Origin of the sequence: Streptomyces regalis (assembly GCF_001509475.1) — a bacterium.
GTDB classification, from domain to species: domain Bacteria; phylum Actinomycetota; class Actinomycetes; order Streptomycetales; family Streptomycetaceae; genus Streptomyces; species Streptomyces regalis.
Window position 1 is genome coordinate 47,377 of sequence record NZ_LLZG01000013.1, and the last position, 21,729, is coordinate 69,105.

General features: G+C 69.9%; 21 protein-coding genes. 11 read left to right on the forward strand and 10 right to left on the reverse strand.

The window, feature by feature from the left end:
- Positions 1-286 precede the first annotated feature (286 nt).
- On the reverse strand, positions 287-2,797 hold the full coding sequence (locus ADL12_RS03650) for an ABC transporter permease (RefSeq protein ID WP_062698387.1): 2,511 nt from the start codon (positions 2,795-2,797) through the stop codon (positions 287-289).
- Positions 2,798-2,882: 85 nt separating this feature from the next.
- Positions 2,883-3,662 (reverse strand): ABC transporter ATP-binding protein, encoded by a 780-nt coding sequence (locus ADL12_RS03655; protein WP_062698389.1) that lies wholly within the window; start codon positions 3,660-3,662, stop codon positions 2,883-2,885.
- Between the two features lie 638 nt (positions 3,663-4,300).
- Here ADL12_RS03655 and ADL12_RS03660 point away from each other — a divergent pair.
- The 5 genes from ADL12_RS03660 to ADL12_RS03680 all read left to right on the forward strand — a co-directional run bounded on the left by ADL12_RS03660 (position 4,301) and on the right by ADL12_RS03680 (position 9,615).
- Positions 4,301-5,299, forward strand: a complete 999-nt coding sequence (locus ADL12_RS03660; protein ID WP_062698391.1) for a YdcF family protein — start codon at positions 4,301-4,303, stop codon at positions 5,297-5,299.
- A gap of 58 nt (positions 5,300-5,357) precedes the next feature.
- Positions 5,358-6,497 (forward strand): VanZ family protein, encoded by a 1,140-nt coding sequence (locus tag ADL12_RS03665; protein WP_244187753.1) that lies wholly within the window; start codon positions 5,358-5,360, stop codon positions 6,495-6,497.
- A gap of 912 nt (positions 6,498-7,409) precedes the next feature.
- Positions 7,410-8,480, forward strand: coding sequence for an aromatic ring-hydroxylating dioxygenase subunit alpha (locus ADL12_RS03670; protein ID WP_062698395.1), 1,071 nt, complete (start codon positions 7,410-7,412; stop codon positions 8,478-8,480).
- Complete coding sequence (locus ADL12_RS03675) at positions 8,477-8,680, forward strand: hypothetical protein (protein ID WP_062698397.1); 204 nt, start codon at positions 8,477-8,479, stop codon at positions 8,678-8,680. Before ADL12_RS03670 ends, ADL12_RS03675 begins: the two co-directional genes overlap by 4 nt.
- Positions 8,677-9,615, forward strand: a complete 939-nt coding sequence (locus ADL12_RS03680; protein ID WP_062698399.1) for a PDR/VanB family oxidoreductase — start codon at positions 8,677-8,679, stop codon at positions 9,613-9,615. Before ADL12_RS03675 ends, ADL12_RS03680 begins: the two co-directional genes overlap by 4 nt.
- On the opposite strand, the gene ADL12_RS03685 is transcribed toward ADL12_RS03680, so the two are convergent.
- Positions 9,530-10,381 (reverse strand): IclR family transcriptional regulator domain-containing protein, encoded by an 852-nt coding sequence (locus ADL12_RS03685; protein WP_062698401.1) that lies wholly within the window; start codon positions 10,379-10,381, stop codon positions 9,530-9,532. The genes ADL12_RS03680 and ADL12_RS03685 overlap by 86 nt on opposite strands.
- Positions 10,382-10,549: 168 nt before the next feature.
- On the opposite strand from ADL12_RS03685, the gene ADL12_RS03690 reads away from it, so the two are divergent.
- From ADL12_RS03690 to ADL12_RS03705, 4 genes are read left to right on the forward strand one after another with little or no spacing between them, the layout of a single operon-like run.
- Complete coding sequence (locus ADL12_RS03690) at positions 10,550-11,518, forward strand: ABC transporter substrate-binding protein (protein ID WP_062698403.1); 969 nt, start codon at positions 10,550-10,552, stop codon at positions 11,516-11,518.
- A 28-nt stretch (positions 11,519-11,546) separates the two neighbouring features.
- On the forward strand, positions 11,547-12,320 hold the full coding sequence (locus tag ADL12_RS03695; protein ID WP_062698405.1) for an ABC transporter permease: 774 nt from the start codon (positions 11,547-11,549) through the stop codon (positions 12,318-12,320).
- Entirely contained in the window at positions 12,320-13,096 is a 777-nt protein-coding gene (locus tag ADL12_RS03700) for an ABC transporter permease (RefSeq protein WP_062698525.1), read from the forward strand. The genes ADL12_RS03695 and ADL12_RS03700 overlap by 1 nt, the downstream gene beginning before the upstream one ends.
- A 27-nt stretch (positions 13,097-13,123) precedes the next feature.
- Positions 13,124-13,924, forward strand: a complete 801-nt coding sequence (locus ADL12_RS03705; protein WP_062698527.1) for an ABC transporter ATP-binding protein — start codon at positions 13,124-13,126, stop codon at positions 13,922-13,924.
- Here ADL12_RS03705 and ADL12_RS03710 read toward each other — a convergent pair.
- The 7 genes from ADL12_RS03710 to ADL12_RS03740 all read right to left on the reverse strand — a co-directional run bounded on the left by ADL12_RS03710 (position 13,905) and on the right by ADL12_RS03740 (position 20,271).
- Positions 13,905-14,675, reverse strand: a complete 771-nt coding sequence (locus ADL12_RS03710; protein WP_244187754.1) for a GntR family transcriptional regulator — start codon at positions 14,673-14,675, stop codon at positions 13,905-13,907. The two genes, ADL12_RS03705 and ADL12_RS03710, sit on opposite strands and share 20 nt — an antisense overlap.
- Before the next feature lie 70 nt (positions 14,676-14,745).
- Positions 14,746-15,747, reverse strand: coding sequence for a proline racemase family protein (locus tag ADL12_RS03715; RefSeq protein ID WP_062698407.1), 1,002 nt, complete (start codon positions 15,745-15,747; stop codon positions 14,746-14,748).
- 33 nt (positions 15,748-15,780) lie between these two features.
- Positions 15,781-16,671 (reverse strand): dihydrodipicolinate synthase family protein, encoded by an 891-nt coding sequence (locus ADL12_RS03720; RefSeq protein ID WP_062698409.1) that lies wholly within the window; start codon positions 16,669-16,671, stop codon positions 15,781-15,783.
- Positions 16,668-18,047 carry an FAD/NAD(P)-dependent oxidoreductase gene (locus tag ADL12_RS03725; RefSeq protein ID WP_062698411.1) on the reverse strand — a complete coding sequence of 460 codons (1,380 nt, stop codon included), beginning with the start codon at positions 18,045-18,047 and terminating at the stop codon, positions 16,668-16,670. The genes ADL12_RS03720 and ADL12_RS03725 overlap by 4 nt, the downstream gene beginning before the upstream one ends.
- Entirely contained in the window at positions 18,040-18,342 is a 303-nt protein-coding gene (locus tag ADL12_RS03730; RefSeq protein ID WP_062698413.1) for a (2Fe-2S)-binding protein, read from the reverse strand. Before ADL12_RS03730 ends, ADL12_RS03725 begins: the two co-directional genes overlap by 8 nt.
- Positions 18,339-19,490 (reverse strand): NAD(P)/FAD-dependent oxidoreductase, encoded by a 1,152-nt coding sequence (locus ADL12_RS03735; RefSeq protein WP_062698415.1) that lies wholly within the window; start codon positions 19,488-19,490, stop codon positions 18,339-18,341. The genes ADL12_RS03730 and ADL12_RS03735 overlap by 4 nt, the downstream gene beginning before the upstream one ends.
- Before the next feature lie 118 nt (positions 19,491-19,608).
- Positions 19,609-20,271, reverse strand: a complete 663-nt coding sequence (locus ADL12_RS03740; RefSeq protein WP_062698417.1) for an MmyB family transcriptional regulator — start codon at positions 20,269-20,271, stop codon at positions 19,609-19,611.
- 223 nt (positions 20,272-20,494) lie between these two features.
- Here ADL12_RS03740 and ADL12_RS03745 point away from each other — a divergent pair, with 223 nt between their 5' ends.
- Both ADL12_RS03745 and ADL12_RS03750 read left to right on the forward strand, forming a co-directional pair.
- A complete protein-coding gene (locus ADL12_RS03745; protein WP_062698419.1) occupies positions 20,495-21,145 on the forward strand; it encodes a helix-turn-helix domain-containing protein in 651 nt (216 codons plus the stop codon).
- Between the two features lie 53 nt (positions 21,146-21,198).
- Positions 21,199-21,723, forward strand: coding sequence for a hypothetical protein (locus ADL12_RS03750; protein WP_062698421.1), 525 nt, complete (start codon positions 21,199-21,201; stop codon positions 21,721-21,723).
- Positions 21,724-21,729 lie beyond the last annotated feature (6 nt).

Below are 21,729 nucleotides of genomic sequence, written 5' to 3' on the forward strand. Positions count from 1 at the left end.
TGCCGGCGTCGGTGGTACGCAGGTCGTGTGTGCGCACGAAAAGTCGGCCGCAGCAGCACCGAACGCGGTTCCGGACCGGAGACGGGATGGTCGGGTCGGCACGGCGGAGGTGTGATCAGCTTCGACCTGCACGCCGGCCCGCGCGGCACCGGAGCCACAGCGCAGCGCGGGCTCCGGCAGAGCCCGACGCACTGGACGTCGGCTCCACATCGGCCGCTGAGTCCCTGCTCGCGACCGTACGGCCGCAGGCATGGTGTGCCTGCGGCCGTACGACGACCCGCTCCGCCTACTCGGTCTTGATGGCCGTGAGCATGTTCAGCCGGGCCGCGCTGCGGGCGGGCCACATGGCGGCCAGCAGTCCGACCAGCGCCGCCAGAAGCATGAAGAGCGCGAACCGGCCCCACGGCAGCACCCATGCGTATCCGGGGATCTCCGTCTTCATGGTCTCGCCAACGGCCCAGCCCAGGAAGGCTCCGAGGCCGAGTCCGATCACCGCGCCGAAGAGGGAAATGACCACGGACTCCAGCTGGATCATCCGCGTCACGCCCCGCCGGTCGAGCCCGACGGCGCGCAGCATGCCGACCTCCCGTTGCCGCTCGAAGACCGACATCGCGAGGGTGTTCACCACCCCCAGCACGGCGATGACGAGGGAGATCGCGAGCAGTCCGTACAGGACGTTCAGCAGGGTGTCGAGCTCCCCGCTGATCTCGTCGCGGATGTCCTGCCGGTCGCCGATCTTGACCCCGGGGTCCCCGGCGAGGGCATCGGCCAGTGCCTTCTCGTTCGTGCCGCCCTCCGTCTTGACGTAGATCTTCAAGATGGACGTCTTGTCCGCGTGCGGTTCGATCACGTCCGTGGAGACGACGACCGGCAAGACGACATCGTTGTGCTCGAAGACGGCCCCGACGGTCAGCCTGCCGCTCTTGCCGTCTTCGTACTCCACGGGCAGGGTGTCCCCCACTTTCCAGCCGTTGGACCGCGCGAGGTTCTCGGCGACGGCGATCTGCCCCTTCGCGAGCGTGTCCTGCGAGCCGGAGACCACCGGAAGGCGGAGGGCCTTTTGGAAGTCCGCCGGGGTGACGCCGGTGACATCCTGCTGGCTGCCGTCGATCTGCATCCACGCCTGCTGTTCCTGCGACACCGCCGTGACGCCTTGGACCTTGCGCAGATCGGCGACCGCCGAGGGATCCAGGCCGGCGCCGCTGTCCGTGACCATGTAGTCGGCCCTGACGATGTCCGTGGTCACCTTGTCCACAGCCTGGCCGAGGGTGGCGGCAAGTACGGTCAGAGCACTGACCAGTGTGAGCCCGATGGCCAGCGCGGAGGCGGTGGCGCCGGTTCGGCGCGGGCTGCGTACGGCGTTCTGGCCCGCGAGCTTGCCGGAGACCCCGAAGCCGCGCCGCAGCAACGGGTGTGCGACGGCGATCACGGGCCGGGACAGCAGCGGGATCAGCACGATGACACCGGTCACCGCGAGGACGGCACCGAGCCCTACGAGCCCTTGGCCCAGGGAGCCGCCGGCCCCGGCGCCCGCGAGGACCACCGTCGCGCCGAGCAGCGTGATCATGCCGCCGAGCAGGTTCCGCAGCACCAGGGACCTGGTGGTGGTCGGCAGGTGCGCGCTGCCGATCGCCGCGACCGGCGGGATCTTCGCGGCGCGACGGGCCGGCAGCCAGGCCGCCAGCATGGTGACCAGGACCCCGACGACTGCCGCGACCAGGACGGTCGTCGACGTGACGACCAGCGGCCCGTCCGGGTTCTTCGCGCCGAACACACCGACCGTGGAGCGCGCTACGGCGGCCATGGCGGCGCCGAGCCCGAGCCCGGCGGCCGAGGCGACCGCGCCGACGACCATCGCCTCGATCAGTACGGACCGGGTGACCTGCCCGCGGGAGGCGCCGACCGCGCGCAGCAGAGCGAGTTCCCGGGCGCGCTGGGCGGCCAGCATGGTGAAGGTGTTGGCGATCAGGAAGACGCTGACGAAGAGCGCGACGCCGGCGAAGGCGAGCAGGATCGCACTGAGCGTCGAAGCGTCTCCCGCGCCCCCCTTGGCCCTCTCGTCGGCGAGTTGCTGACCCGTCTTGACGTCCGCGTCGCCCGGCAGCAGCTTGCTGATGGTGGCGGCGAGTTCGGTGCTCGACGTGCCCGGAGCGGCAGTGGCGGTGACGTAGTGATAGAAGCCCGGCTGGAGGAAGAGCCGCTGAGCGACCGGAGTGTCGAACAGCACCAGGCTGTCGCCCAGGGCCACTGAGGTGTCGTCGGTGGTGAAGATGCCGGAGAGCTTGTACGTCTTCGCCGGACCCTTGAGGGCGATGCGCACGGTGTCGCCGACCTCGTAGCCGTTCTTCTCGGCGGTGTCCTTGTCGAGCGCTACCTGCCCGGGCTCGGTGGGTCCGCTGCCGTCGGTGAACACGTAGAGCGGGTCCTGGCCGTCCTTCCCCGGCGCGAAGTTGGCGGCCGAGGTGGACGAGCCACTGTTGATGAGCCTGCCGTCCTTGTCGGTGACGTCGGCGGTCCCGTCGACCCGCCCGGCGGCTTCGGCGACCTGGTCGAGTCGGGTGATGTCGTCGAACGTCTTCCCACTGATGCCGGGAATCTTGTCGGAGGTGTCGTAGGAACGGGCTTCGACGTCCACGTGGGCGTAGCTCTTGGCCGTCTGGTCGCGGTAGCCGTTGCTGAGGGTGTCGTTGAAGATCAGGGTGCCGGAGACGAACGCGACGCCGAGCATGACGGCGAGCACGGTCATCAGCAGTCTGGCCTTGTGCGCGAGGACGTTGCGCAGGGCTGTGCGGAACATGGTGGCAGGGGTCCCGGTGAGGTGAGGGGAGGACGGGGTCGATGAGGGAGTGCGCGTCGCTTCGTACGGCTCGGTCCGCTTCGGCTCAGCTCGTACGGAACGAAGTGTCGAAGGCCTTCATCCGGTCGAGGACCCCGTCTGCGGTGGGCTCGTACATCTCGTCGACGATCCGTCCGTCGGCGAGGAAGACGACCCGGTCCGCGTAGGAGGCGGCGACCGGATCATGGGTGACCATGACGACGGCCTGGCCCAGCGTCCGTACGGAGTCGCGCAGGAAGCCGAGGACCTCCGCACCCGCACGCGAGTCCAGGTTCCCCGTCGGCTCGTCACCGAAGACGATGTCCGGCTTCGACGCGAGTGCCCGGGCGACGGCGACACGCTGCTGCTGGCCGCCTGAGAGCTGGGTGGGTCGGTGGCTGAGCCGGCCGGACAGCCCGACCATCTGGATGACGCAGTCCAGCCACTGCTTGTCCGGCTTCCGGCCCGCGATGCCCATCGGGAGCGTGATGTTCTCGAGCGCGGTGAGGGTCGGCAGCAGGTTGAACGCCTGGAAGATGAAGCCGATCTTGTCCCGGCGGAGCCGGGTGAGCTGCCGGTCCGTCAGGGACCCCAGCTCGACGTCACCGACGCGGACCGAACCGGAGGAGAAGCTGTCCAGTCCGGCCACGCAGTGCATCAGCGTGGATTTGCCGGACCCGGAAGGCCCCATGATCGCGGTGAACTGGGACTGCCCGAAGCCGACACTGACCCGATCGAGGGCGACCACCCGGGTATCGCCGTCCCCGTAGACCTTGGAGAGCTCTATGGCGCGGGCGGCTGCGGTGGGGATGGTGGTGCGCGGGCCGGTGGGCGAGGCGGTGGTCACGGGTACTACTCCGATCGGCGGCAGAGGCAGCGCGGGGCGCAGGCCGCGCAGACGGCCACTGACAGCACATGGACGCGGGCGTCCAGGACCCACCCCGCTGGGTACTCCTCCATCGTCCGGTTCATGCGGGTTCCGTGTATCAGCCGAAGTGCCGACCACCTGAGGCTGATGCGAGAGGCAGTCTCGTGAGCCTCAGGTATGCCGTCGTGTCAGCTTCAAGGATGACGCCCGGTGGAAACCCCGTGGGAAACGGGCCTGACGTGGGGGCCACCATCCCTCCACTGGCGAGACGTGCCACACACCGACAAGACCCACCCCATCGCCGTCTCAGCCATACGGCCGATGCGCAGCCGAGCCGAGCGATGCGAGGCTCGTCCACCAGGCGGGCGGAGCGTGGCCCGCACGGCCCACCGTCCTGCACACTGCTCTGCAACTCCGGCCCAACCGGCCGACAACCAGTGGCAAGAGCTCTACCTGGCGCACGTCGACACTCTCGGCGGCACGGTAGCCCCTGCGGCGACGTCTCACGGCGGCCTGCGCTCATGCCCTGCCCTCCCCCAGGTCCTCCTTCCTCCCTTTCCTCAGTCCGGCCGGAGGCTCCTCACGGCCGGCTCAGTTGACCCCCAAGTAGCCAACACATGATCATCTTTGCTCCCGCAGGCGTCTTCTTCCTGGTGTTCGCCTGCAGCTTCCTGTACGACCGAAGACTCGTACGCAACGGCGTCTACCTCTTCTTCGCGCTCCTCTCCCTGTCCCTGGGGCTGTTGTACAAACTGGCGTCGGCGTCCGAGACGGCGCCCCTGGTCCTGCTGTTGACGCTCTGGATCCTCCTCATGCTGCTGCCCTTCGTGCTCGCGGTCTTCCTGATCGCCAACGGGGTGACGATGCTGCGTCGCGAGGGCAGGAGCCTGGCGAACCTGCTGTCTCTGGCGGCAGGTGGGGGCATCCTGCTGTTCATCGCGCTGAAGGCGATCGCCAACAGCACCCGCTGGGAGCTGCTGGGCACCCCGCTGGACGCAGTGGGGTTCGTCCTCGGTTACGTGTCGCTGCTGTTCGTGTGCTTTCTGCTCTACTCGTTCGTCTACGGCAGGATCCGGCACCGGTGCGCCGTCGATTTCGTCGTGGTGCTCGGCTCCGGGCTCATCGGAGGTTCGCGGGTCCCGCCGCTGCTGGCCGGCCGACTGGACCGGGGACGCGCCGCCTTCGACGCCCGGCGGGCCGAGGGCCGGGAGACGATGCTGCTGACGTCCGGCGGCCAGGGGCCCGACGAGGACCTCCCCGAAGCGCGGGCGATGGCCGACTACCTCATCACGGCCGGCGTGCCCGCCGACCGGATCCTCATCGAGGACAAGTCCCGCACCACCCAGGAGAACCTGCGATTCAGCAAGGCGCTGATGCAGGACCGCAAGACGGACTACCGGGCGCTGGTGGTGACCAACAACTTCCATGTCATGCGCGCCGCGCAGATCGCCCGCAAGGAGAAGGTCGAGGCACAGGTCATCGGTGCGCCGACGGCCCGCTATTTCTGGCCGAGCGCGACGATCCGCGAGTTCGTGGCCCTCTTCCTGTCGCACCGGATCCTGAATCTCGGCATCTGCGCGCTGCTGGCCGTCATCGGCCTGCTGCACCTGTACTGATCCCATTTTTCGTGCGCCGAAGCCGACCGAGTCCGCGGCGCTGAGAGGAATTTCGCTCGTGAGTACGAGGGTGGAGCCGGCCATATGGGCCGCCCTGCTGATGTCCGTGGCCGCGTTCGTGCTGTTCGTTCCCTATATCGCCGTGCGGTACCGGCGGCGCGGCGAACTGGGCCTGGGCAACATGGCATTGGCGTTCGCCGGGCCTCTCTACGGCCTGGCTCTGTTCTTCTACGTGTTCGCACCGTTCCCACCCATGCGGCACGATTTCTGTGCGGGCATCGGTGTTCGCCGACCGCAGCTGATCCCCTTCCACTTCCTGCACGACATGGGGAAGTCCGCCACCGGAAGCGGCGGCCCCATGGCGATGCTGAACAACCCGGCGCTGACCCAAGTGCTGCTGAACGTGGCGCTCTTCATACCTCTGGGCATGTTCGTCCGGTACATGTTCGGGCGCAGCGTGCCCGTCACCGTTGCCATCGGCCTGGGTGTGTCCCTCCTGATCGAGACGACACAACTGACCGGAGACTGGTTCATCTACCCGTGCGCCTACCGGCTGTTCGACGTCGACGACCTGATCGCGAACGGCCTGGGAGGTCTGATCGGTGCGCTGGCCGCCCCCCTGCTCAGTGCCGTGCCCGGTCAGCGGGTCCACGCCGAACCGGGAGAGCCGCGCCCGATCACCTGGCGCAGGCGGCTGCTGGCGTCCGCGTGCGACCTGATGAGCTTCGCCTTCCTCTATGTGCCGACCGTCGCCGCCTGCGCGGCGCTGATGTGGATCTGGCAGGGGGGCCTGTCCGCCGGTGGTACACCTGCGTACTCGTATTTCTTCTTCGACGCGACCGTCGAACGTGTCGGGTTCTGGGTGCCGTGGCTGGTGCTCACCGTCGGAATTCCTCTGGCAGGCAGCGGGGCCAGTCTCGGGCAGCACATCGTCAAGTTGCAGGCGGCCACCGCTGACGGCCGCCGACCGGACGTGAAGGCGAGACTCCTGCGCGGCCTGACGGGTGTCGGCGGCTTCCTCCTCCTCAACCACTTCGAGTCGTTGTCCGGCCCTGTCGTCGTCCTGGCCGCCGTCTCGCTCATCGCGCTGTTCAGGACATCGCGGCACCGCGGCTTCTCCTACCTCTGCGCGAGACTGACGATGACGGACTCCCGCACCCCGACCGGGCAAGCGGCACCCACCGAACTCGTGCACTGACTCGACCCCCGCCGCTGAGGCATGTCCCAGCGGGGCTCACTGTCAGGACAGGCGGGCTATGTCGTCGTCGCTCATCCCTCTGAGGACGAAGCGTTGGATCTTGCCGCTCGGCGTCTGCCCCTCGTCGTCGCGGTACCGCTGACCGCAGCAGCGTTCAGAGTGATTTCAGAGCTACGGGGACGACACGCGGAAGCGGCGAGCGAGGCCGCCGTGATCACTCGGAGCCGGGCGGACGTTCACTGACAAGTTCAGCGCGAGACGGACACGAACACCCACGCGCCCGAGGCCTACTGCGGAAACCGCCGCCTGTCACGCGCGACGACGACACACAGGGGCGAGTTCGACAAATGCGAACGGTTCCCGTCTGGCCCCACAGCCCCGACCTGAAGTCGACATCTTCGGACGGCCGGAGCCGTGCCCTGCGGCCGTTCGTCCCTCCGCGCACCAGCTTGGCCTTCTCGCAGTCTGCCTCCTTGACCTGCACTTACCCAGCCGGGAACACGGAAGTTGGCAGATTCGACCCGGATTCGACCCGACGTCGCTTCCCCCTACCTTTGATCGGGCTTGAACTGGGACAACGCAAAATTCTGCCGGTGTACCACCTCAAGGACCGGCAAGAATTTTCACAATCAAGACTAAGACCGGCACTAACGGGCAATTTCGGCAGCGCCGCGAACGGATGTACTCGATCCAGCCGTCTGCGGCCACCTCGGGCGCAATCCCATCGCCCGCGCCGTCTCAGCGCCCGTTCCAGTGATCAGCAACAGGAAGAGCAAAGCTATGACCAGGCATTTTACAGAAGTCCTTCCGCCTGACAGAAGCCACCTTGCGTGGTGGACGCAGCCCTCAGGACCCTGATCCCAACCACGGCACGCGGGGCGACGACGCCCCGCCGACAGGGACGGGAACCCCATGCCTCACACGACCGCCTTCGCCAGGAACCAGTGGTACGTCGCCGCCTACAGCCACGAGGTCGGGCGCGAGTTGCTCGGCCGGACGATCCTCGGGGAGACCCTCGTCCTGTACCGCACGGAGGAGGACGGGACGCCGGTCGTCCTGCACGACCGGTGTGTGCACCGGCGCTATCCGCTGTCCGAGGCCCCGACCCGCCTTGACGGCGACCGGATCGTGTGCGGGTACCACGGGTTCACGTACGACACGACCGGTGCGTGCGTGTACGTGCCGGGGCAGAAGCGCATCCCCCGTACGGCGCGCGTGGCTTCCTACCCCGTCGTCGAGCAGGACTCGCTGATCTGGGTGTGGATCGGTGACCCGGCGCTCGCCGACCCCCAGGGCATCCCGCGGGCCAAGCACCTCGACTCCCCCGGCTGGGTCACCGTGCGCGGCATGGAGCCCATCGACTGCGACTACGGCCTCCTCGTCGACAACCTCCTCGACCTGTCCCACGAGACCTACCTCCACGGCGGTTACATCGGTACCCCCGAGGTCGCCGAGACGCCGATCACCACCGAGGTCGACGAGGGCGCCGGCATCGTGCGGGTCAGCCGGCACATGGACGACGCCGAGTGCCCGCCGTTCTACGCCAAGTCCACCGGCATCGAGGGCCGCATCACCCGCTGGCAGGACATCGAGTACCACGCCCCGTGCCTGTACCTGCTGCACAGCCGCGTCGCCCCGGTCGGCGTGGTGCCGGAGCCGGACGGCAGTGACCCGGGCGGCTTCCACACCGAGGTCACTTACGCCATCACGCCGTCCGGCGACGGCAAGGTGTACGACTTCTGGGCGGTCTCCCGGGACTGGGCGACGGACGACGACGAGGTCACCGAGTTCCTGCGCAGCAACAACCACACCGTCGTCATGCAGGACGTCACCGCCCTCAACCTGCTGCAGCAGACCCTCGGCACCGAGCGCACCGGCTACCAGGAGCTGAGCATCAATATCGACACCGGCGGCCTGGCCGCCCGCCGTATCCTCGCCCGGCTGGTCGAGGAGGGCGACAAGCCCGTGGAGAAGGTCCTGTGAGCGGTAGCCCCACCGGGGAGATCTACCGCATCGACTGGCTGCCGGGCACCGACATCCTGCACGGCACCTGTCACTGCGGACGCGAGTACACCTCGCAGGACCCGATCGAGATGTGGGAGTGGATGCTCGCCCACCCCCAGGGACACCAGCCACAGGGACACGAGCCGCAAGGACACGAGCCGCAAGGAAACAGCTCATGACCGTGTACGAAGCCGAACTCGTCGTCGACCGCAAGGAGTTCGCGGCCGACGGCGTGCTCGCCCTCACCCTGCGCCACCCGCTGGGCGAGGAACTCCCGGCGTGGGAGCCGGGCGCGCACATCGATGTCGTTCTCGGTCCGGAGCTGGAGCGGCAGTACTCGCTGTGCGGCGATCCGGCGGACCGGGACGCCTGGCGGATCGCCGTGCTCCGGGAGCCGGACGGGCGGGGCGGATCCGCCCATGTGCACGAGCAGTTGGGGCAGGGCGACAAGGTCCGGGTGCGCGGGCCGCGCAACCACTTCGCCCTGCGGCCCGCGCCCCGCTACCGCTTCATCGCCGGCGGCATCGGCATCACGCCGGTCCTGCCGATGCTGGCGGCGGCGGAGGCCGCGGGGGCGGAGTGGACCCTGCTGTACGGCGGACGGACCCGCCGGTCCATGGCGTTCACCGAGGAGTTGAGCCGCTACGGCGGCGACCGCATCACCGTAGCCCCACAGGACGAGACCGGCCTTCTGGACCTCACCTCGGTGCTCGACGACGTTCCCGAGGGCACGCTCGTCTATTGCTGCGGACCCGGGCCCCTGCTCGACGCGGTGGAGGCGCGGTGCCCGGCCGGGCTGCTGCACGTGGAGCGGTTCGCGCCGAAGGAGCAGGAGGGCGGCGAGAACACGGAGTTCGAGGTCGAGCTGGCGCAGAGCGGCAAGACGCTCACCGTCTCCCCGGACGTCTCCGTGCTCGACGCCGTGCGCGCCGCCGGTGTCGAGGTGCTGTTCTCCTGCACCGAGGGCACGTGCGGGACCTGCGAGACCGACGTCCTCGACGGCACTCCGGAGCACCGGGACTCCGTGCTCACGCAGGAGGAGCAGGAGAGCGGCGAGACGATGATGATCTGTGTGTCCCGGTGTCGCGGGAAGCGGCTCGTGCTGGACCTGTGATCCTCAGGTCGGCCTCGATCCGGGCCACCGCCGCGAGCAGATGCGGCAGCAGATCCGCACAGATCGAGTCCACCGAGTTGCGGCCGGCGTGCACCGCGATGTTCACGCCGGCCACCACCTCTCCGTCCCGCTCCCGCACCGGGGCGGCCACCGACCGGAGCCCCTCCTCCAACTCCTGGTCGACGATGGCGTATCCCTGCCGACGGACCCGCCGCAGTTCCGCCCGCAGGGCGTCCGGCGAGGTGATGGTGCGCCCGGTCAGCGGCTTCAACTCCGCCCTGCTGAGCCGGACTTCGACCTGCTCCTCCGGTAGATGGGCGAGGATCACCCGGCCCACCGACGTCACATACGCCGGGAAGCGGGTGCCGACCGTGATGGACGCCGACATGATGCGACGGGTCGGCACCCGCGCCACGTACACGACGTCGTCGCCGTCCAGGACGCACAGCGACGACGACTCCCGTACCTGCGCCACGAGTTGCTCCAGATGCGGCTCGGCGATCTGGGGCAGCGTGTAGCTGGAGAGGTAGGAATAGCCCAGCTCCAGCACGCGCGGCGTGAGGCGGAAGAGCCGTCCGTCCTGGTGGACGTAGCCGAGGTCGGCGAGGGTCAGCAGCAGTCGGCGGGCGGCGGCGCGGGTCAGATCGCAGGCGTGGGCGACCTCGCTCAGTGTGCGGGCAGGGTGCTCGGCGTCGAAGGAGCGGATCACGGCGAGGCCGCGCTCGAAGGACCTCACCAAGTGTGGTGCGCGGTCTCCCGGAAGCATCGCCACCTCCAATGGCGTCAACCATGTTGTCGGCATACCAACTGCCCTGGCTCAGTTGAGACTTCTACCTTCCCGCCGGGCATTCCCACGCACTACTGTGCGCCTTGCGCACAACCTGTCGGAACACCGCTGCACCCGTTGTCTGTAGTTGTCTGTACAGGAGGAGCCATGCGTCGTCTGTCGGCCGTTCTCACCGCCGGCGTCCTGCTGCTGGTCGCGACGGCCTGTGGCTCGTCCGACGGCGGTTCGCCGGAGGCGGGCGCGTCGTCCGGCGGTGTCACCACGGTCAAGCTCGGACTCATCCCGATCGTGGATGTCGCGCCGCTGTATCTCGGCCAGAAGAAGGGCTTCTTCGAGAAGCAGGGCCTGAAACTGGAGTTCACCGCCGCTCAGGGCGGTGCGGCGATCGTGCCCGGCGTGGTCAGCGGGCAGTTCCAGTTCGGCTTCAGCAATGTGACGTCCCTGATGGTCGCCCAGACCAACGGCGTCCCGGTGAAGGCCGTCGCCAACGGCATCGCCTCGACCGGTGTGCGGGGCAAGGACTTCAACGGCCTCATGGTCAAGAAGGACAGCCCCCTCAAGTCGCCGGAGCAGCTGGAGGGCAAGAAGGTCGCCATCAACACCCTGAAGAACATCAACGAGACCGCGGTCCGCCAGGCCGTGCGCAAGGCCGGTGGCGACCCGGACAAGGTGAACCTCGTCGAGATGCCCTTCGACCAGATGCCCGCCGCCCTCGACAACGGCCAGATCGACGCCGCGTGCGTGGTGGAGCCGGCGACTGCCACCATCCGCAGCCAGGGCGGCCGGGAGATCGCCTCGCCCTTGGTCGACGTCGCGCCGGAGGTCACCGTCGCGATGTACTTCACCTCGGCGCAGTACGCGCAGCAACACCCGGACGTGGTCAAGAAGTTCCAGGCGGCCACCGCCGAGTCCCTCGCGTACGCCGGGGCCCACCCGGACGAGGCACGGCAGATCGTCACGACGTACACCAAGATCCCGGCGTCGGTGCTGGAGCAGGTGATCCTGCCGAAGTGGCCGGCCGAGCCGAACCGCTCCTCCATCGAGGCGCTCATGAAGCTCGGCGAGGAGGACGGCCTCTTCAAGAAGACGCCCGACCTGGACGCGCTGCTGCCGTGAGGGACGGACGCTTGAGGGACACGGACGCATGAGGGGCGGGAACGTCGCCCTCGGTGCGACCGGGCTGGCGGCCTTCCTCGCCCTGGGCGAGGCGGTGCCGCGGCTCGGCCTGGTCAAGGAGGCGTACTTCCCGCCGACGAGCCGTATCGCCGTGGCGCTCGCGAACGAGGTGAGCGACTCAGCCTTCTGGAGCGCGCTCGGCGACACCCTCACCGGCTGGGCGCTGGGCCTGGCCATCGCGGTCTGCGCCGGTGTCGTCGCGGGCGTGGTCGTCTCCGTCGTGCCGTACCTGCGCGAGGCGACGGCCTCGACGATCGAGTTCCTGCGCCCGATCCCCTCGGTGGCGCTGATCCCGCTCGCGGTGCTGCTCTACGGCACCGAACTGAAGTCGGTGCTCCTGCTGGTGGTGTACGCCTCCTTCTGGCAGGTGCTGATCCAGACCCTGTACGGCGTCCAGGACGTCGACCCGGTCGCCGAGGAGACGGCACGCAGTTACGGCCTCGGCACCTGGGCGCGCGTGCGCCATGTGCTGTGGCCGACGGCGCTGCCGTACGTCATGACCGGTGTGCGGCTGGCGGCCGCGGTGGCGCTGATCCTCGCGATCACCGCCGAACTCGTCATCGGCGCACCGGGGTTGGGCAGGCAGATCGCGGTGGCGCAGACCTCGCAGGCGGTGCCGGAGATGTACGCGCTCATCGTGGTCGCCGGTCTGCTGGGGCTGCTCATCAACGTCGGCGCGCGGACCGTTGAGCGGCGGGCGCTGGCCTGGCACCAGTCGGTGCGCGGGGAGGTGGCGGTGTGATCGGGCGCCTGCTGCTGAGGCTGTTCTTCGTCGTCGCGCTTCCCGTGGTGCTGGTCGCCGTGTGGTGGGCGGCGTCCGACGGGAGCACGGACCCCTTCTGGCCGCCGCTGCGGACGATCCTCGACACGTTCCCGGACGTCTGGACGGCGGACCAGCTGCGCACGGACGTCGTGCCGAGCCTTCTGCGCCTCCTGGGCGGCTATGCGACGGCGGCCGTGGCCGGTGTCGCGCTCGGCACGGTCATCGGCTCCTACCGCAGGGTGCGCGCGGTGTGCGAGCCGGTCCTGGAGTTCCTGCGGGCCGTACCGCCGCCCGTGCTGGTCCCGGTCATCACGCTGTTCGCGGGCATCGGCGACACCATGAAGATCGTCGTGATCGCGAGCGGCTGCGTCTGGCCGATCCTGCTCAACACCGTGGAGGGTGTGCGCGCGGTCGACTCGGTGATGCTGGAGACGGCCCGCTCCTACGGCGTCACGGGCATCGCCCGCCTGCGCCACCTGGTGCTGCGCTCCGCGAGCCCGCAGATCTTCGCCGGCCTGCGCCAGGCGCTCTCGATCGGCATCATCCTCATGGTCATCAGCGAGATGTTCACCGCCGACAACGGCATCGGCTTCACCGTCGTCCAGTTCCAGCGCAGCTTCGCGATCCCCGACATGTGGACCGGCATCCTCGTCCTCGGTCTGCTCGGCTTCCTGCTCTCCGTCGTCTTCCAGCTGGTCGAGCGCCGGGTGCTCGGCTGGTACCACGGTCTGCGCGCGACCACCCGGCGGTCCTGAGTGAGCATCATCGTGAAGGGGCGGTCCATGCTCGACGTACGCGGCCTGCAGAAGGTCTACGAGGGTTCCGGGCGGCGCGTGGAGGCGGTGCGCGACCTCACCTTCACCGTCGACGCGGGCGAACTGGTCTGTCTCGTCGGCCCGTCGGGCTGCGGCAAGACGACCCTGCTCAAGTGCATGGGCGGTCTGCTCGCGCCGACCAGTGGTGAAGTCCTGCTGGAGGGGCGGAAGGTGAGCGGGCCGCCGCCCGGGATGGCGTTCGTCTTCCAGGAGTACGGGCGCAGTCTGTTTCCCTGGATGCGGGTCGGTGAGAACGTCGAACTCCCGTTGAAGCAGAAGGACTTGAGTAAGGCACGGCGCCGGGAGCTGGTGCGTGACGCGCTGGAGTCGGTGGGGCTGGCGGATGCCGTGGGAGCGTATCCGTGGCAGCTGTCCGGCGGTATGCAGCAGCGGGTCGCCATCGCGCGGGCGCTGGCCTACGAGCCTCGTGTGCTGCTGATGGACGAGCCGTTCGCGGCGGTGGACGCGCAGACGCGGGCCGATCTGGAGGACCTGGTCCGCGGGCTGTGGCGGAAGCGCGGCATCACGATCCTGTTCGTCACCCATGACATCGACGAGGCCGTCTACCTCGGCGAGCGGGTGATCGTGCTGTCCGCCTCGCCCACCGTCGTACGGGAACAGCTGAAGGTCGATCTGCCCGCCGAGCGCGACCAGTTGCACACGCGGGTGGATCCGCGCTTCGCCGAGCTGCGGACCCATGTGTATGAGCAGATCCAGGCGGCGAAGCGGGGTCCGGAGCCGCGGGGTCCTAAGAGCTCGGTCCAGTAGGCCGTCTGGAGGCTGCGGGTCGTGGGGGCTTGTCGCGCAGTTCCCCGCGCCCCTGAGAGGGCGTTGCCCATAGGCCCCTTACGTGTCCCAGGTGGCGGGTCATGACCTCCCGTACAGCCCTCTCGTCGCGGGCGATCAGCGCGTCGAGGAGTTCGAGGTGCTCCTCGGCGGAGGCCAGCAGGCGGCCCGCCTCGACGAGTGCAGTGAGGCCGTAGAGGCGGGAGCGTTTACGGAGGTCGCCGACGACCTCGACGAGGTGGGCGTTGCCGGCGAGGGCGAGCAGGCCGAGATGGAAGCGGGTGTCGGCCTCGACGTAGGCGATGAGGTCACCGGAGACGGCCGCCTGGACGATCTCCCGGGCGGCGGGGCGCAGCGCCTCCAGGGAGACCTTGTCGGCGGTCCTGGCCAGCTCCACCACCGTGGGGATCTCGATGAGGGCGCGGATGTGCTTGTACTCGTCGAGCTGTTTCTCGGAGACCGCGGTGACCCGGAAACCCTTGTTGGGGACGGTGTCGACCAGGCCCTCCTTGGCCAGGTCCAGCATGGCCTCGCGCACCGGCGTCGCCGAAACACCGAAGCGGGCGGCGAGCGTCGGCGCGGAGTACACCTCCCCGGGGAGAAGCTCCCCGGCGATCAGCGCAGCCCGCAGGGCGTCGGCGACCCGCTCCCGGTAGCTGCTCTTCTTGCCGCCCAGGGTGGGCAGCGCCGGGCCGGCTGCGGCGGGCGGGGCGCTGGTGCGCTGGGCGGCCATGGGACTCCTAGCTGTCAAATGTCACGCGCTGTGCAATGTCACGCGTTACGTGCCTCATTATCCTCGACGTTCAGAGCACGAACCCGGCCGGGAACGGGTCCGACGGGTCGAGCAGGTACTGCGCGGTGCCGGTGATCCACGCGCGACCGGTGAAGCTGGGCAGGACGGCCGGTCGGCCCGCGACCTCGGTTGTGCCGAGGAGGCGTCCGGTGAACCGTGTCCCGATGAAGGACTCGTTGACGAACTCGGTGTGCAGCGGGAGTTCACCGCGCGCGTGCAGCTGCGCCATGCGCGCGCTGGTGCCCGTGCCGCAGGGCGAGCGGTCGAACCAGCCGGGATGGATCGCCATGGCATGCCGGGAGTGGCGGGCGGTGGCGCCGGGGGCGATCAGGTGGACGTGGTGGCAGCCGTGGATGGAGGGGTCCTCGGGGTGGACGGGCTCCTCCTCGGCGTTGATCGCCGCCATGAGGGAGAGTCCCGCCTTGAGGATGTCGTCCTTGCGGGCGCGGTCGAAGGGCAGCCCGAACTCCTCCAGCGGCAGGATGGCGTAGAAGTTGCCGCCGTATGCCATGTCGTATGTCACCGTACGCCCGTCGGCCAGTGTGATCTTACGGTCGAGGGCGACGGAGAAGGAGGGCACGTTCTGGAGAGTGACCGCCTTCGCGACCCCGTCCTCCACCGCCACCTCGGCGACGACGAGGCCCGCCGGGGTGTCGAGCCGGATCGTGGTGACCGGCTCGACGACCTCCACCATGCCGGTCTCGACGAGCACGGTCGCCACGCCGATCGTGCCGTGCCCGCACATCGGCAGATAGCCGGAGACCTCGATGTAGATCACGCCCCAGTCGCAGTCGGGGCGGGTGGGCGGCTGGAGGACGGCGCCGCTCATCGCCGAGTGGCCGCGCGGCTCGTTCATCAGGAGCTGCTTGATGTGGTCGCGGTGCTCACGGAAGTACAGGCGCCGCTCGTTCATGGTCGCGCCCGGGATCGTGCCGATGCCGCCGGTGACGACGCGGGTGGGCATGCCCTCGGTGTGCGAGTCGACGGCGTGCAGGACGAGTTTGCTGCGCACGGGCCGGCCTCCTTTGCGATGAGTGGGATGCGGTTACGCGAGCCCTGCGGCGACGGCCTTCTCGGTGGCGGCGCGGATCGTGGCCTCCTGCTCGGGCAGCAGCGGCACCCGTGGGGGACGACAGCGTCCGCCGCGGCGGCCGACGATGTCCATGGAGAGCTTGATCGCCTGCACGAACTCGACCTTGGAGTCCCAGCGCAGCAGCGGGTGCAGCTGCTCGTAGAGCTTCTTGGCGGTGTCCAGGTCGCCGCCGACGGCCGCGCGGTACAGCTCGACACAGGCCTTCGGCAGCGCGTTCGGGTAACCGGCGACCCAGCCCTTGGCGCCGGCGATCGCGAGCTCCAGCAGGACGTCGTCGGCGCCGATCAACAGGTCGAGTTCGGGGGCGAGTTCGGCGAGCTGGTAGGCGCGGCGGACATCGCCGGAGAACTCCTTCACCGCGTGGATGTACCCCTCGCCGTGCAGCTTGGCGAGAAGTTCGGGGACGAGGTCGACCTTGGTGTCGATGGGGTTGTTGTACGCCACGATCGGGATGCCCGCCTCGGCGACCTCCGCGTAGTGCAACAGCACCGAGCGCTCGTCGGCACGGTAGGCGTTGGGCGGCAGCAGCATCACGGACTCGCAGCCCGCGTCGCGCGCCTGCTCGGCCCAGCGGCGGGACTCCGCGGAACCGTAGGCGGCGACGCCGGGCATCACCCGTGAGCCGCCGATCGCGGCCACGGCGGTCTCCACGACCTTCGCGCGCTCCTCGGAGGTGAGGACCTGGTACTCCCCGAGCGAGCCGTTCGGTACGACGCCGTCGCAGCCGTTCTCGACGAGCCAGGCGCAGTGCTCGGCGTATGTGCCGTGGTCGACGGAGAGGTCGTCGTTCAGCGGGAGTGCGGTGGCGACGAGGACGCCGCGCCAGGGGCGGTGGTCGGTCATGAGGTTCCTTCCTCCGTGGCGATGTGGTGTTGGCGAGCGAGCACGCCGAGCGGTACGGGTCGTGCGAACGGCCGCCGGGACGGGGTGAGTTCACATCCGGCGAGCCCGGCGACCGCAGGCCCGCACATGCGTCCCTGGCACCAGCCCATTCCGGCCCGGGTCAGCAGTTTCACGGTGCGGACGTCGCCCGCCCCGAGCTCGTCCACGGCGTCGCGGACGGCCCCGGCGGTGACCTCCTCGCAGCGGCAGACGACGGTGTCGTCGGTGACCTGCTCGCTCCAGTGCGCGGGCGGCGGGTAGGCGGCATCGAGGGCGGCGGCCGACTTCCGGAGTTTCGTACGGGACTTGGCAGCCGCGGCCCACTGCACCGGATCGGGTTCGGTGCCGTTGAGGCGTGCGGCGATCGAGCGTCCCGCGATGTGCCCCTCGGCCAGGGCGAGGCCCGCGCCGCCGATGCCGGTGGACTCCCCGGCCGCCCATACGCCGGGCACATCCGTGCGCTGCTCGTCGTCGACGGCCACCGTCATGCCGTCCAGGCGGCAGCCGAGGGTCTCGGCGAGGTCGGTGTGCGGGAGCATCCCGTGCCCGACGGCGAGGGTGTCGCACGGGACGTACCGCTCGGTGCCGGGGCGGACACGCCCGTCGGTGTCGAGCGCGGCAACGGTGACGCCGGTGAGCCGCTCGTCGCCGTGGGCGCGGACGACCGTATGGCGGGAGAGGAGGCGGACGCGGTGACGCAGGAGGCGGGCCGCGTATCCGGCGCCCTCGGGAAGCTTGCCGGCCAGGGCCCGACCGTGCCGTACCAGGTCCTTGGGGTCTGCCGCCTCGACGAGCGCCGCGATCTCGACGCCCGCCGCCGCGAGCCCGGTCGCCACGGGCAGCAGCAACGGCCCGGTGCCGGCGACGACCGCCTTGCGCCCCGGCACCACGAGCCCGGCCTTCAGCATGGCCTGCGCACCACCGGCGGTGACGACACCGGGAAGGGTCCAGCCGGGGAAGGGAAGCACCCGCTCGTAGCCGCCGGTGGCGAGGAGTACGGCGTCGGCGTGCACGGCGACCGGCTCGTGCTGCTCGGGGCCGAGCAGGGCGTGCACGGTGAAACCGTCGGAGTCCCGTTCCACGGACCAGACATGATGATCCGTCAGGATTCGGACACCGCTCCCGGGCAGAGCGTCCCTCAGCCGTTCCCAGGTGCGCCACTGGTGGTGCAGGGCCTGTGGCCGCCGTGCGCGCAGGCCGGACGCGGGCTGACGGTAGAACTGCCCGCCCGCTTCCGTCGCCGAGTCGACGACGGCGACCGTCACGCCCTGTGCGGCGGCCGCCAGTGCCGCGGCGAGTCCCGCCGGACCCGCGCCGATCACCGCGAGATCAGCCATCGTGCCCCGTCCCCTCCTGCGTGCGGATGGCGTCGCCCGGGTGCAAGGGCACGAGGCAGGCCCGCTGGTTCGGGCGGTCATTGACGGTCACGAGACAGTCGAAGCAGACGCCGATGCCGCAGAAGACACCGCGTGGGCGGCCCTCGCCGCGAGTGCTGCGCCACGACGTGACACCGACCGCCCAGAGCGCGGCGGCGACCGTCTGCCCGGGCAGCGCCTCGATCTCGCGGCCGTCCAGGGTGACCGTGAAGGCCGGTCCCGGGTGGGCGTCGGCAAGCTCCAGAGGGGTTCTCATGCGGCCTCCTCGGCGAAGCGGTCGGGGCGCAGCGGCGTCAGGTCCAGGTCGGGGGTCTTGGCGGTGAGCGCCTGTGCGATCAAGTGGCCGGTGCCGGTGGCGAGTCCGATGCCGGCGCCCTCGTGGCCGCAGGCGTGGTACAGCCCGGGGACGCGGGGGTCGGGGCCGATTGCGGGGAGGTGGTCGGGCATGTACGGGCGGAAGCCCAGGTAGGCGCGCATCGCGTGGACGTCCGACAGGAACGGGAACAGCCGCGTCGCACTCGCCGCGAGCGCCCGTACGACGGGCAGCGAGAAGGTCCGGTCGAAGCCGACCCGCTCGCGGCTCGACCCGATCAGGATCGGGCCCGCCGCAGTGCCCTCGACGACCGGCGAGGTCTGCAGCGCCGCCGAGTCGCTGGCGACGTCGGCCACATAGTCGGCGGCGTACACCTTGTGGCGGACCAGGCGCGGCAGCGGCTCGGTGACGAGGACGAAGCCGCGTCGCGGGAGGACGGGGAGGCGGACGCCGGCGAGTGCGGCGAGCTCTCCGCCCCAGGTGCCGGCCGCGTTGACGAGCGCCGGGGTGTGGATGTCGCCCTTGTCGGTGCGGACCCCGCGCACCGCACCGTCCTGTGTGCGCAGGACGTCCGTGACCGTCCGGCCGGTGAACAGGCGGGCGCCCGAGGCGCGGGCGAGGTGGGCGGCGGCCAGGGCGGGCATGACCTGGCAGTCCTGGGGGTAGTGGACGGCGCCGGGCAGGCCCGGGGCGAGGTGGGGTTCGAGGTCGTACAGCGCGTCACCCGCGACCGGTTCCGCGACGACTCCCGCGGCGCGCTGCCCGTCGGCGAACCGCTCGAGCGCCGCGAGGCCGCCCGGGGACGAGGCCACGACGACGCCGCCCTTCGCCTCGTACTCGACGGCCGCCCCGAACTCCTGCGCCAGTTCGCCCCACAGGCGGCCGGACAGCAGCGCGAGGTCGAGTTCCGGGCCCGGTTCCTTGTCGGAGACGAGGATGTTGCCCTCGCCGGCGCCGGTCGTGCCGCCGGCCACCGGGCCGCGGTCGACGAGGATGACGTCGAGGCCCGCCCGGGCCGCGTACAGAGCGCAGGCCGCGCCCACCATCCCGGCTCCGACGACCACGACATCGCAGGTCAGTCGCTCGATCACGCCAGTACTATGTCACACACCACACCTGGAGGGAACAGTCCCACGCCGCCTCCTCACGGGAACCGGACGCCCCGCTGACGGGGCGCCGTCGGCGACCTGAACGCCGACGGTGCCCCGTTCAGTCCTCGGGGGTGGGCACCACGCGCAGGTGGGCCGCGGTACGGCGGGCCCCGCGCGTCCTGGACCGGTCGCGGCGCACCTCGCGCAGCACGAGCGTCAGCCGGGTGCAGCCCATCTCCTGAAGGGTCCTGGGCGTCTCCTCGACGACCCGGCATTCGGTCGCGCCCCAGCGCGGGTCGGGGTGCAGCAACGGACGGACGGCGCCGTCATGGGCGACGGCCCGCTCGCCGACCGCGCGGATCCAGTGCGGCAGGCCTTGCCGGTAGGCGGCCTCCATGATCGGGTCCTGGGCGATCTCCCGGCGGATGGCCTGCAGACCGTGGTCGTGGCCGTGCCGCTCCACGGCGGCCGCGAAGTGGGCCAGCATCGGCAGGCACCAACTGGACTCGTGCTCACCCAGGACCGTGCTCGCGTCCGGGTGGAAGAGCACGAACCTGAGGAAGTTGTCCACGGGCATGGCCGTGGGGTGCGGGCCCACGCCATGGAAAAGTGACGCGAAAGCGGTGTTCGCCAGAACGACGTCCCAGCGGTGGTCGACGACGACGGACGGGAAGGGCACGGCCTCCAGGAGGGTGGCGTAATCCCTTAGATACGCCTGGGCCTCGGGACTCTCGGGGGCGGGCCGCGGTACGGACCGCTGCCCACCTGCCTGATATGCCATCGGGAGGTCACCCCTCTTGCCTATGCGGCCTTCACGCGGCGTCTTGATCCTGCTGCCCCGGTCCGAGGCGTGTCAACTATCGTGGCATTTCATGCCTGTTGACGGCTGAAATTGGCCACAGTTGTGGCGAGACCTGGATGTGAGTTCGAACCAACCGGTAATGTCCGTCGAGTTCACGGCAACCGTTTGTGAGAAGCCTGTGAGAGACGTAGGAGTTCTGTCGGTGACGGATGCCTTCGAGGGTTCGGGCGCCACGCCGACGGCCGCACTGCCGGCCGTCGTCGCTCGTGTCACCGCGCTCGCCGACCGGCTCGGCGTGCCACACGCGCAGGTCTTCGACACCGGCCGCCTGTCCGTCGCCTCCGGCGTCCCGGAGCCCGTGGTCAAGGCCCTGCTGAGCGGCCGCCCGGCGGGCGAGCCGGACGTACAGGCCCGGTTCCTGCAGCGGCTCGACCTCCTGCGCCGCACCCGCGTCAAGCCGAACGGCCGCAAGTACACCCAGCAGGAGATCGCCGACGGCGCGGGCATGTCGCGACAGCAGGCGGGCGCCCTCATCAACGGCGACCGGCGCCCCACCATGGAACACTGCGACGCCATCCAGCGCTTCTTCCGCGTGCACGCCGGATTCCTCACGGCCGAGGACCCCGAGGCGCTCGCGGGCGCCCTCCAGCGCACCGAGCAGGACCTGCTGCAAAGACTCGCGGAGCGCGAGGCCGCCCAGGCCGCCGAGGATCCGCTGGAGAAGCTGCTGCAGGACCACGGCGTGCGCGGTATCGCCTGGCGGGCCGCCCAACTGCCCACCGACCAGCACCGCGACAAGGTCGCGGAGTGGCTGGACATGCTCTTGGAAAGCGTCAAGCGGCCCGAGTCGTGATCCGGAGGGGAAAACCGGGGAAGAACGGGAGAACTGTGGGCACTGGTAGGGAAATGCGCCGCCTGTCCGGCGAGTTGGTCGCGGAGCTGACGCTTCCCGCACCCGCGGCGCCCGAGAAGCTGTACGGCGCCCTGTGCGACGCGATGAGCAGACGCCGCGGCCGACCCGTCCACTTCCGTACGGCCGCCTTCCCGCCCGGCACGGCCAGCGGGCTGTGGCTCGACATGGCCGACCAGGATCTCGTCGTGATCGAGGAACGCACCGCACCCGACCATCAGTTGGTGATCCTCGGCCACGAGCTGTGGCACATGAAGGCCGGCCACTGCAGCCACAGCATCGAGGGTGCCACCGTGGCAGCCAGGCTCCTCGACGACGACGCCGACCTGCAATCGACGGTTCTCAAGGTCGCCGCCCGCAGCCACTTCGACCAGGCCGAGGAGATGGAGGCCGAGACCTTCGGCCTGCTACTGGCCAGCAAGTGCCGTACATGGCTGGCGGGTTCGTCGGTACGGGGCCAGCGGGACCACCTCGCGGGGCGGATCGAGGCGTCACTGGGTTACCTCGGGCCACAGGGCTGATCGAGG